The following is an 11,918-nucleotide window of genomic DNA, read 5'->3' as shown; positions in this document are numbered from 1 at the left end:
TAGGGGGTGGGCCCGGGGGCGCATGGAAAAGGGGACGGCGCGGGCGCCGTCCCCTTGTGATGTCAGGTGGCCGGGGTTAACGTCTAGACTCGATGCCGCCGGTCAGCGGTCAGGTGGTCGCGAGTCAGGTACAGGCCGGGCAGCGGTAGTCGCCGCTGATGGTGCGAATCCAACCGTCGCGTGTCACGGCCGTGTGGGCCTGCTCTGGGGCGTCGAAGTGGTGTATCCACTTCTCTCCCTGCTCGTTGTGCTGGAGACCGCACTCGAGGCAGGTGATGAGGATGCTGGGCGGGCACGCCGGATGATGCGGAGAACCTGTGCCGGGTCGTCGGCCGTGCTGAGCGCTGCCGAAGCCTGATAGGCGGTGTCGAAGTGGGAGGGGTAGTCCCACTCCCTCCATTCCTTGCCGTCCGGCATTTCCCGATTCCCCCTACTCGCCATCCTAACACCCCCGAATCTGGTCCCAGGCTTTGGCGGCGCACCACTTACTCTGAGTGCTATTGATCTTCCCGATCAGATCGCCCACAGTAAGACTTCTTGGATCCCTTCCCGCAGTGAGGAGGTCAACATAAAGGTCATACCCCGCCAGTTGTGCTATCTCGTCACCCTGGTCCTGGCGGCCAACCATCCGAGCACCATACTGCATCGCCCACTTAGGCCATAGGGCCGCCATTATGAACCCATAGTGGATATTCGAGAAGATGTCATAGCTGACCTGCCTACCCTTCCTGTCGGCATAAACGTACAAGAAGGGGTTATCGGGCACCAAAGCCCCATCTTCCCGATGAATCAAGAGGTGCAGCAAGGACTGGAGATATGGCTTGTGATCCCACTTGGCGCCGGTGCGGAAAATGGCGAAGGTTTTGAGGAGGGCCTTGGCATTACCGATCAGAGACGCCTCCCTTCTCCATTTCTGCATGAGTTTGAACTGCTCGCTATCGAGATTCACGACCATCTCGTAGGTGATGAAAATGGAGGCTTTCAGGAACTTGAAGTCCAGCACGCCGGTCCAGAAAGAGTGGCGAGTAAGGTCCGCCAAATACTTGTCGCATGCACTCGAGTTCGGATTGGAGCAATATTGGATGTAGGAGTTCTTGCATGCCTGAGACAAGGTCACATCCCCGGCACACGGCGACACCTTCGATTTTCCACCTTTCGTGAACATGCCGGCCGTGGAAGCTCCTCCCATCGCGGGATACACTCCCATGCTGTCGCCATCATAATAGGCGACGACATTCCCCCAGAGACGAGCGATCTTCTCATCACTGAGACCCATCCGCACAGCGGTACGGTACTTCCCCTCGAACGCCGTTCTCGCATCCTTGGATGCGTACCAGTAATCCGCGGCCGGGATCGGATGACCATTGGTCATGTAACCGATTCTTTGAGCTTCCGTCTCATTGAGCTGAGGCTGGGCGTCGAGAAACTCATCCGACTGCATGTAGGAGGTCCACCAGCGAGCCGCCGAATCGGACTCGTGACAGGTGCCCTGGCTGCATATGTATCCGCCACCGCAGGCGGCACCCCCGAGGCAGACCTCGGCCGACCAGTGCCCGGTGGGATCGACGTTGGTGAGAGGCGAGGCATTGGCGTAGGTGTAGCGGTTGGCCTGGACGGATGGCACCGGATCAAGGATTGAGGTGTCGCCGCTGGCGAAGGTGCCGGTGCCGGGCTGGTACCAGCGGGCGTGCATGTTGACCTCGCCGGTGTCGGCGTCGGTCCATTCGCCTTGGAAGCCGAGCTGGGATCGGGTCCCACTGGTGGCGGTGACCTGGCCGAACGGGCTGTAGGCGGCGGAGCCGGCCAGACTCGTGGCACCGGCGGTGAAGCCGGCCACGATGTCACCGCGCAGATCGGCCATCTGGAACTGGGGCGCGGTAGTGCCGATCTTGCTGGACAGGACGTCGCCGAACGCGCCTCGGCTGTAGGTCTCCTGCTTCACCCCGGCGTTGTCGGTGACGGCGGCCAGGTCGTTGCCGGTGCCGGCGTACAAGTACTTGGTGGTGGCGCCGGCCTTGGTGCGGCTGGTCATGCGGTCGAGTGCGTCGTAGTCGTAGGTGACGTTGCCGTCGCTGACCATCCGGTCGAAGGCGTCGAAGGAGTAGGTCCTGGTAGCGCCGCTCGTGGTCTGCGATGCCAGGGTGCCGCGGGGAGTGTAGGTGTAGGAGATGCCGGCGCCGGAGGTGAGGCGGTTGCGTGCGTCGTAGGTAAAGGTGTCCGCCCCGGCTCGGGTGCGGTTGCCCGCGGCGTCCCACTCGTAGGTGGTCGTGGTGGAGGCGGGGTTGGTCCACGAGGTGAGGCGTCCGGCGAAGTCGTAGGCGTAGGTGTTGCCGCCCGCGCCCGCGGTGCCGGAGGTGACCTTGGAGGTCAGGCGGTCTTCCTTGTCGTAGCCATAGGTGATGGACGCCAGCGCCGCGCCACCGCCGGTCTTGAGGACATCGCTGGTCGGCCGGTCGAGGGCGTCGTAGCCGTAGGTACGCTGCGGGCCGCCGGTGCCGTACGCGGCGGAGGTGAGACGGTCGGCCATGTCGTAGCCGTAGCTGATGGTGACGCCGGTGAGCGGGTCGACGGCCGTCTTCAGCCGGTCCTTGCCGTCCCAGGTGAAGGTCGTGGTACCCGCCGCGTCGCCGCGCTGGGCCAGGTTGCCGTTGGCGTCGTAGGCGAAGGTCGCCTGGTCGACCCCACCCTTGGTGGTCTTCAGCAGTCGGCCCCGGTCGTTCAGGATGAGGGCGAGATCGCCGGCGGAGGTGGGGCGGCCGACCAGGTCGTAGCCGAAGGTCTTCGCGGTGGTCGGAGCGGCTCCACCGCCGCTGCCGGCCTGCTGGGTGACCCGTCCGAGGCTGTCGAAGGCGTTGGTGATGGTGACACCACCAGGCTGGAGCTGCGAGACGGGGTTGCCAGTGGCGTCATACGCCGTGGTCCATGTGCGGTCGGCGGCGTTGGGGTGCTGGGTGGTCGAGGGTTCGATCACCGACTCGGCGAGCCCGAGACTGTTGTAGGTGGTGATGGTGGCGTTGCCGCGGCCGTCGGTGTATCGGGTCCGGGCCCCCGCCGCGTCATATCCCATCGAGCTGGTGATGGAGCTGCCGGCGCTGACTGGCTCGGCCATCTGCTTGATACGGCCGAGGGCGTCGAAGTCGTAGGTGGTGGTGTGCCCCTCGGCGTCGGTCCGACTGGTTGGGTTGCCGCTGAGGTCGTAGTCGATGGACCTCGTGCGCAGGACGGCAGAGGTGGCGTCCAGATCCTTGACCGTGGTGGCCCGGCCGGCCAGGTCGTAGGTGACGGTGCTGGCCTGGCCAAGCGGGTCGGTGACCTCGGTCTGGCGTCCTGCCAGGTCGAAGGCGAAGGTGGTCGTGTGGTTGAGCGGGTCGGTCAGCGCTGTGGTCTCGTTCGCGGGGTTGACGGTGGCGGTGGTGGTGTCGCCTCCGGGCCGCTTCTGGGTGAGGAGGTTGCCCGCGTCGTCGAAGGTCGCGTACGAGGTGAGCGTCGCGGTCGTGGGCTTGCGCTCGATGACGGTGGAGGTGATCTGCCGGCCCAAGTCATCGTAGGTGGCCTCGGTCCGGGCACCGGTCGGGTCGGTGAGCGACAGCAGCTCGCCGTCGAGGGTGTAGGTGTAGTCCGCGTGACCGGGAGTGGCTCCGCTGGTGGCCGGCGGCTGGGTGACCCTGACGAGCCGATCGAGGGCGTCGTAGGTGTTGGTGGTGACGTTCCCCCGCGAGTCGGTGACCGTGGTGGGCCGGCCGGCCGCATCGAAGGCGTAACCGGTGGTGGGGGTGATCGCCGTGCCCCCGGGTGGCGTGTACGAAGGCGCCGTCGCGGTCCTTATCTGCCCGGCACGGTCGTATCCCATGGAGCTGGTTCGGCCCTCGGGATCGACGGCATCGGTCTGCTCACCAGCTGTGTTGTACCCATACCGGACGGTGGGCCGCTGGGTGGCCGGTGCACCGCCCGCACGCTCGACGGCGACCGGGGGCTGCTTGGTCTCGACGAGCTGCCCAATGGGGTCGTACCGCTGGAGCGTGGTGTAGTCGAGCCTGTCGACGCCCGAGGCATTGCCCCGTGGCGAGGTGACCTCGGTGACCAGGCCCCGGTCGTCATACTTCCATGTGCTGACCAGGTCGGTGGCGCCGTTCTCGGTGATCTGCTTGACGAGACGATCGGCATTGTCGTACTCGGCGGTCACGCTTTCGATGCGGGAGGTTCCTGTGGCGGTCTTCGCGGTGGAGATGACGTTGCCGTCGGCGTCGTAGCCGTAGCTGATCGTGCGGGCGAGCCCGGTCGGATCCAGGGTCTGGGAGGTGAGCCGGTTGGCGGCGTCGTAGACGTAGTCGGTGCGCGTCTTCCCGCCGCCGGTGATCGTCTGCAGGTGGTTGTTCGCCCAGTCGTAGTCGTAGGAGGCAAGCACGACGTCGCGAGTCGTGGTCGACCCGTTGAGGCGGACGTCGTCGGCGATCTTCTGGCACAGCAGGTCGTCGTCCCAGTAGGTGTACCGGGTGGTGCGGCCCATGGCGTCCGTCTCCGAGGCCGGTCGGCCCCCGGGGTCGTAGGCGTAGGACTTCAGCACCACGTCGGTCGCCGGCTGCGGGTTGGTCGGGCTGCCCGTCCAACCCTTGAGCGTGACCGTGGCCTTCTCGCCGCGCGCCGTGTAGCCGTACTGCAGGACGGTGCCGGTGGGGCTCGTTGAGGAGATCAGCGCGCCGGTGGCGTCGAAGGAGTATTGCGTGACGCCGCCCTCCGGGCCGGTCATCGTCTTGATCCGGCCGAAGGTGTCGTAGGTGTAGGTCGTGGTGCGGTCCGGGTCGGTCCCGGTGAGGTCGTCGAGCGTGGAGGAGGTGGGGTTGCCGTCCGCGTCGAAGGCGGTGCGAACCTCCGCGGTGTGCGTGGCCGAGGTGACCTCGTTGGTGACCCCGGGGGCGGTCGTCTTGGTCAGCCGGCCAAGGCCGTCGTAGGCGTAGCTGGTGGTCACCCCGGCGGGCTGCGCCGCCGACACAACGGTCTGGCTGGTCGTGCGGCCGAGCGTGTCGTAGCCGAACCGCGTGAGCAGACCTGCTTGGTCAGTGGTGTCGGCGAGGTCACCGTTCGACTTGTAGTGGTAGGTGACCTGAGCGCCACTGGGCTGCTTCGCGATCTTCGGCAGACCGGCCGGGGTCGAGCCACCACCGACCGCGGCCTCGGTGCCGTCGGTGTAGGTGTAGGTCGTGGACCGGCCACTGGGGAAGTCGAGAGTGGCCGGAGTGGTGACCTTCGCCAGCTCGCCGTCGCCGGTGTACTCGCGTTTAGTCGCGTACGTGTCGTCGGTGGGCGAGGACGATCGCGCGTCGCGGGAGACCGTGAGCTGGTCGTTGCGCGGATCCAGCGGGTCGGCCGCGTTCAGGTAGTAGGAGTAGAAGTCGACGTGGCAGCTCGTGCCCGAACGGCATCTCTTGGCGGTGGTGACGTTCCCCCGCTTGTCGTAACCGAGGTCGGTGACCAGACCGTTCCGATCGATGATCTTGTTCATGAAGCCGCCGGTGTCGAACTCGTACCACGTGATCTGGGCGGACTGGTCCTGCACGGCGTACAGCCGCTGCGCGCGGAGCGGGTCGTGGCCGTAGACCACCGTGTTGTTCCTGGGGTCGGTGACCGTGATCAGCGCTTCGGCGCCGGTGCTCCAGCGAGAGTACGCCGGAAGTCCGAGCTGCCAGAGACCACCATTGCCATCAGTGTGGGTGGCGAGCCGGTCCATCGCGACGTTGTAGGTGTTGGACGCCCACACCTTGCCGGACGGAAGCGTTACCGAGGTCAGCTGCTGCCTGGCGAGCCGGGCCGCGTAGTGCTCCTTGACCCGCGCCAGAGTCATCGGCGAATCGAAAAGGGCCACCTCATCCAGGTCACCGGTGAAGCCGAACCGGCCCTTTGTGCTCCTGGACGACGGCCAGCTGGACGAGGCGATGCCATCGCCGAACTGGGCGTACTGCATATACCCGTGATCGATGGTTCCCGACAGCGTGCCGACGACCGCGCCGTCCAGGTAAAGAGTCTGGGAGTTACCTGCCCCCGACAGGACGACCTGGTGCCAGGCGCCGTTGTTCACGGTGCCGGCCGAGGTGATCGGGGCGCGAGTGCCGTGCCAGAACTGGCCGCGCAGTTTCCCGTCGGTGCCGACGTAGATGGCCGGCACGTACGACGAGGACGACCCGGTGATCGAGGCGTCCTGGTAGCCGAGGACGACGCCGGAGCCGGTGGTCTTGAACCATGCCTCCGCGGACATGTAGCCGCCGCGCTGCACCAGTGACCAGTCGGGCACCTTCACATAGGACGAGCCGGCCAGACGGACCGCGGTATCGCTGGTTCCCGCGAGCGCGCCGGGGACGCCGTAGGTGACGCCGGAGGAGTAAGTCGCGTTGTCGTCGCCGAAGTTGGTCGCCACGGCGCTGGCCGCGGTGGCACCGCTGGACTCGCCCAGCCTCCAGTAGCCGCCCGCGTCGGAGTTCAAGACCGCGCTGCGCATGTGCGAGCCGGTCCCGTACGCGTAAGTGGTGCAGTTAGGAGCCGTGACGGGCGCGCAGACTTGGGTCAGGGTGTCGCCGGTGTAGGTGTAGTTCCACGTCAGCGGAGCACCGTTGACCGAGTCGGTGCTGACCGAGGACACATGCGCGCTAGACCATGTGAAGGTCAGATGCCGCCCGCTCGGCGTCGAGCTCACCTGTGACAGATTGCCCGCCGTGTACGTCAGCTGCAACCCACGGCCGTGCTGGTCTGTCAGAGATGACAGGCGACCGGAGCTGTCGAACATATAGGAGATGCCGGACTTGTCCATCAGCCGCCAGCCGCCTGCGGCGACCGTCGCCAGCGTCAGATATTCGCCGGGTGGAGGCTGGAAGGTGCCGTCCCCGTTGTCGGCGAAGCGCATCTGCCGGCCGCTCGGCATGGTGACCAGCAGGGTCGCCGGAAGGCCGGCCTCCTGCTCCAGGCGCATGTCGTACAGGGTGGACCATCCGGCGCCGAACAGGCCGGTGGTGCGCGGGTCGAGGCTGTTGTAGGACCGCGTAACCGACAGCGACGGACCGGCGCCCGGCACCGACGCGTCGGTCTGGGAGGTGGTGTAGTTGCCGACCAGGTGGTTGAACTCGCGCCCGTCGGTGCCGGCGGCGAGGTTCGAGGTGATCCCCGGCTGCTCGACACCGGTCAGCAGCAGATACCACGACGACCCTACCGAGGCACCGCCCCCGTCAGATGCCTCGATCCCCCAGTAGTACTCCGTCGCCCACTTCAGCCTCCCCGCCGGAGGCCGCCACGTCTGCGCGGTCTGCCACGGCGACTCCTCACACCAGTCCCAATCCTCGTACTCACCCGCACAGATAGTGAATTTGTAGGTGGGAGTAGAGGACGGATAACCGTCGACCGTCGCGGCCTCCGCGAATAGAAGCGGACGCAGCGAACCCACCCGGGCGTTGTTTCCCGGCAGCATATTCAAGATGTCCGGCGGCGAATCCCAGGACGACGCACCCAGAAGACTCGACGGCGACGCGCCCGCTGACGACGGGCTCAATGAGGCCGGCTTACCAACCCCTTTCAGCTTCTTCTCCGAGGTGCTCACGGTGTCGGCCTTCAGCCGGTGGAAGTGCGGTTCACCAACCGCGCGCGGTACCTCGGGAACAGCATTACGCCTCTCGCCCGGCACGACAGCCTTGGAATGACCCGCCGCTCGCTCCTTCACTGGAAAAGTAGATCTGGTCATCTCCGCAGGGACGAGATGAGGCCGCCCTGCCGCCGACCGGGACAACTGGTCAGGCGCGTCGCCTACGGGTAGCTCCACAAACGCGCTGCCAATTCCGGAACTTGCCGATGCGGGGCTCGCCGTAACCACTAACAGGCTCGGCGACAGTACCACCAGCATCACGGCGATCAATCGAACTACCAATAAAAGAAAGGCTGGGAGATGCGCTCGGACAGGAGATGCGAACGGCGGTCGAGGGGAGGGCATGTCGGCCTCTCTAAAGGTCGGGACAACAAGGCGATTCTCAAATGAGCCGCGTTCAGGGGTGAAAGGCCGGATTTCTTGACCCGGAGATCTCATGTTCGTCACACATGCAGACGATCACTCAATGGCACGCCGGATCTTTCAGGCATTTACTATAGAGACGGCGCGTTTATCGATGGCTCGACCGCGATCGTGAGCATGGTCGGATCACCTGACGCCGCCTTCATCAGCATCAGCACTCAAGCTAATGGACCAAGGCATCGGCCTTGATGTGCCCTCATGGCACATGGCCGCTCCCTTGGTCGTCTCGCTGGCGACCGGTTCGCCTACAACGCTCGGCGAGGACCGCTTGGTGTTGCGGTCGCACCGATTGATGCATAGATGCCGTGCCGGTGCGGTTCTGTTGAGTGAGCCATTTTCATCCCGAGTGACGATCCGCTTCGCCGGATCTCCAGTATCAGCTGGAATCAGCATGCAAGTGATAGAGAATAGTGTCTTGTCTTTTTCTGCACACTTGTTGTCGTTTCGTGCACAGTCTCGGTGTGAAGCTCTCCGGCTTCGTTGGAGGCTCGTGCGGTTGAGAGGATCGAGTCATGGCAGCCGAGTCCCCTACCCCGCGGACCTGCGTAAGCGCGCGGTGCGGATGGTCGCCGAGGTGCGTCCGGACTACCCGACCGGGTGGGCCGCGATCAACGACGTCGCCGCCGAACTCGGCATCGGCACCGCCGAGACGCTGCGGAAATGGGTCCGCCAGGCCGTCAAGCAGGCCGAGGTCGACGGCGGTAAGCGACCCGGCACCAGCACCGATGAGGCCAGGCGGACCGCCGAGTTGAAGCGCGAGGTCCGCGAGCTGCGCCGGGCCGGCGAGATCCTGAAGGCGGCGTCTGCTCTTTTCGCTAGGAAACTCGGCCCTCGGCCGCGCAGATGAACGCCTTCATCGTCGCCCACCGCGACCGATTCGGCGTCCAGCCGCTCTGCCGGGTCTTGCTAACCGCGCCGTCGAGGTACTACGCGGCCCATAGCCGTCCACCATCTGCGCGAGCGGTGCCCGATGAGCGTCCCAAGAAAGAGATCGCCCGCATCTACCAGGACAATTCCCACTGCTACGCCGCCCGCACGATCTACCACCAGCTCCGCCGCGAGAACCTGCCGGTGTCTGCTGCACCATCTAGCGGGGTGAGCCGGGCATCGCCGGGCTGGTCCGCGGCACAGCGCGGCGTGATCCGCTGTGCGGAGACGGCAGTGGCCGATGTCTTCGCCGGGGCGATGGGGATGGCGGCGCCTGAGTAGCCTCTATTAGCAGGCCTGTTAACAAAAGGCCCCTTCCGTGATCGGGAGGGGTGCTGTGTGGACGAGAAATCCCAGATCCAGGCGCTGGACCGGTCGCAGCCGGTGCTGCCGATGATGCCGGGCATGCCCGAGCGGCGCACCCACGACTACGTGCGTAACGGGATCACCAGCCTGTTCGCCGCCTTCAACATGGCCGATGGCAGCGTCATCGGCGAACTGCACCGCCAGCACCGCGCCACCGAGTTCAAGAAGTTTCTCCTCACGATCGACAAGACGGTGCCGGCCGAGCTGGACGTCCATCTGATCTGCGACAACTACGGCACCCATAAGGGGCTCCGGCGATCAAGGCGTGGCTGTCGCGGCATCCCCGCTTCCACATGCACTTCACCCCGACCGGCTCTTCATGGATCAACCAGGTCGAACGATGGTTCGGCTTCCTGACCGACCAACTGATCAGGCGTGGGGTCCACAAGAGCGTCCAGTCCCTGGAGAAGGACATCCGCGCCTGGATCGACCAGTGGAACCACAACCACGCCCGTTCGTGTGGAAGAAGACCGCAGAAGAGATCCTCGAATCCCTCGCACGATATTGCCGACGAATTTCAGACGCAGGACACTAGCGATCGTGACCGCGCTCGCCGACCGCGTCGGCTACCAGGGCATCCCCGCCGGCGCGCCACCGAGTCTGGGCCTACCTCACCGCCCCGGATCCACGACCGGGGTTGGTCACCCCTGTTGCCTTGCCACTGATGACGGGTCAGGTGCCCGGGATCCGCGTTCCGGTAGCCGGGGTGATAGACGTTCACGGCGTCGTCGTGCCGGCTTGATGCCGATAGTCGTTGGGGGACATACCGTACGCGGCGCGGAAGAGCCTGCTGAAGTGCGCGCCATCGGTGAAGCCCCAGCAGGTCGCGATGGTCTGGATCGAACGGGAGCGCAGGGCGGGATCGGCCAGGTCGTGGCGGCAACGTTCCAGTCGTGAGTGGCGTATCCAGGCTGCGACGGCCATGTCCTGGCTTCGAAACAGTTTGTACAGGTACCGGGTGGAGATCTGATGGGCGGCGGCGATGAGGTCCGCCGTCAGGGCGGGGTCGGCGAGCCGATCGCGGATGAAGCGGTGGATTTGGGCGAGCAAAGCCCGTTGCCGCGTCTCTGGCGACAGGCAGGCCGTCGCGTCGAGCTGGTGGGCGCAGGCCGCCGCGATCAGGTCCACCGTGACGGCGCCCAAAGCGACGGTATCGGACCTGGTGTAGTCGCAGGCGTTCTTCATCAGCTCGACGAGGTGGCCGGCCAGCACGGCGCCGATGCCCTCCTTGGCGGAGAAGGGTACCGCGGCGAGCCGTGCGACGGTGGTGGAGCGCAGCCCCAGCGACGCGCGGGAGACCTGGACGACCACGGCCTCGTTGACACCGTCTTCCGCTGATCGCCATCCTTGGTACGGCTGTGAAGAATCGATGATGACAAAGTGGTCTGCACCGAAGACACCGCTTCGGCCGTTCTGGGCCAATCCCCCGCCACCGCGAACTATGAGCTGGAACAGATAGACCTCGGGATCGCACTGCCGAACGAGCCTCGCGGTCCGCTCGGCCCGCACCGTCGGGTGGGTCAGTGCCGATATCTGCACCTCGGCACAGTCCAGCACCCTGACCGACGCCTGGAAATCGGCTTCGCTGTCACTCCGGATCCGGGACGACACGTGAGTCGACGACGCCATTTCGAACCAGGAGGGAAAGCGATCCTCAGGGGCCAGACTCTCGGTCCTAAATTCCTTGATAGCCATTTGCGACGCCCCCATCCAGTCCGACGCGTTATGGAGCCAACACCCGGTCACAGTACCATTTGCTTCCAGTAAGCCTTTTCATCCCGAACGATGAGCAATCGTCAAGACCTGTGGATCGGATATTTGATCGCCGATGATCGGGGTGCTGTGGGGAGCCCGAGGGGCTAACAGGGCCTCCATCGTGCTGGGGCACGACGGACGGTGGCCGGCATTCGCGCACGCCTCGTACACCAACGGCCAGCATCGCTCCCAGGCGATGATCGAGGCCGGGGTACGCCGCACGATCACCCTCGACTGGACGTCTCGGTGACCGCTGCGGCCGCCGTCGGCCTCAGTCGGTGCCGGCTCGCGTCAGCCGGTGTCGGCTCACCTCGTCCCTATGTCGGCTCCCGATAATGACCGGTATGGCGGACGACATCCAGGCCGCGCGGAACCTTGCCGGGCAGGCCGACCAGGTCGGGCGTGCCTCAGGTCGGGAGCCCTGGCGCGAGCTCGGATGCGGTCTGCGACCGTTAACTTGCAATGTGTTCTTCGGCTCGCGCTTTGGTCTGGGCCAGGCCGCCGCGGGCGTCACGGCGGATCGCCGCATACAGCTCGACCTTCGACATGCGAGGCACGGGGCTCCTTCACGCTCCGTAGCACCTCGATAGTCGCACCGCAACCAGCTGGATGCTGTCAACACTTAGCAACACAGCCGAGCGGTCTACGCGGCCGCTGTCGCAGCTGACTCATAAACGCTGTCGCGACTCATGTACAAAGCCAGAGCCGTGCGGGTTGTGTGCGGGAGATTGATCCGTGATGCTGGGTCGGCTCCGGAGCGATACTTCGATGTGGAGAAGCCGTGGACGTGGTCAGCTTCGCCGAGGTCCCGACACAAGAGCGGTTC

At 65.4% G+C, this 11,918-nt stretch carries 4 protein-coding genes and 2 pseudogenes; 4 read left to right on the top strand and 2 right to left on the bottom strand.

Going from position 1 to position 11,918, the window contains the following annotated elements:
* Nucleotides 1-442: 442 nt before the first annotated feature.
* Nucleotides 443-7,699: an RHS repeat-associated core domain-containing protein gene (locus ABZU32_RS40520; RefSeq protein ID WP_354931997.1), complete on the bottom strand. Its 7,257-nt coding sequence runs from the start codon at nucleotides 7,697-7,699 to the stop codon at nucleotides 443-445.
* Nucleotides 7,700-8,606: 907 nt separating this feature from the next.
* Here ABZU32_RS40520 and ABZU32_RS40515 point away from each other — a divergent pair.
* From ABZU32_RS40515 to ABZU32_RS40505, 3 genes and pseudogenes are all read left to right on the top strand, one after another.
* Nucleotides 8,607-8,878 (top strand): annotated as a pseudogene (locus tag ABZU32_RS40515) (IS3 family transposase); the annotation flags it as partial.
* A 9-nt stretch (nucleotides 8,879-8,887) separates the two neighbouring features.
* Nucleotides 8,888-9,253 carry a hypothetical protein gene (locus tag ABZU32_RS40510; RefSeq protein WP_354932000.1) on the top strand — a complete coding sequence of 122 codons (366 nt, stop codon included), beginning with the start codon at nucleotides 8,888-8,890 and terminating at the stop codon, nucleotides 9,251-9,253.
* 57 nt (nucleotides 9,254-9,310) lie between these two features.
* A pseudogene (locus ABZU32_RS40505) lies at nucleotides 9,311-9,872 on the top strand (IS630 family transposase); the annotation flags it as partial.
* 182 nt (nucleotides 9,873-10,054) lie between these two features.
* On the opposite strand, the gene ABZU32_RS40500 reads toward ABZU32_RS40505, so the two are convergent.
* Nucleotides 10,055-11,032 (bottom strand): helix-turn-helix domain-containing protein, encoded by a 978-nt coding sequence (locus ABZU32_RS40500; RefSeq protein WP_354931994.1) that lies wholly within the window; start codon nucleotides 11,030-11,032, stop codon nucleotides 10,055-10,057.
* Nucleotides 11,033-11,165: 133 nt separating this feature from the next.
* Here ABZU32_RS40500 and ABZU32_RS40495 point away from each other — a divergent pair, with 133 nt between their 5' ends.
* Entirely contained in the window at nucleotides 11,166-11,342 is a 177-nt protein-coding gene (locus tag ABZU32_RS40495; RefSeq protein WP_354931991.1) for a hypothetical protein, read from the top strand.
* The last annotated feature ends 576 nt before the right edge of the window (nucleotides 11,343-11,918 follow it).

Origin of the sequence: Sphaerisporangium sp. NPDC005288 (assembly GCF_040607475.1) — a bacterium.
Taxonomy (GTDB): Bacteria; Actinomycetota; Actinomycetes; order Streptosporangiales; family Streptosporangiaceae; genus Sphaerisporangium; species Sphaerisporangium rhizosphaerae.
The sequence above is the reverse complement of the archived record's forward strand: the minus strand, read 5'-3'. Positions and strand labels throughout refer to the sequence as shown.

Bases quoted from the DNA above. Each gene is read 5' to 3' on its own strand.
- ABZU32_RS40510 (WP_354932000.1), top strand. From the start codon at position 8,888: ATGAACGCCTTCATCGTCGCCCACCGCGACCGATTCGGCGTCCAGCCG.
- ABZU32_RS40500 (WP_354931994.1), bottom strand. From the start codon at position 11,032: ATGGCTATCAAGGAATTTAGGACCGAGAGTCTGGCCCCTGAGGATCGC.
- ABZU32_RS40495 (WP_354931991.1), top strand. From the start codon at position 11,166: ATGATCGGGGTGCTGTGGGGAGCCCGAGGGGCTAACAGGGCCTCCATC.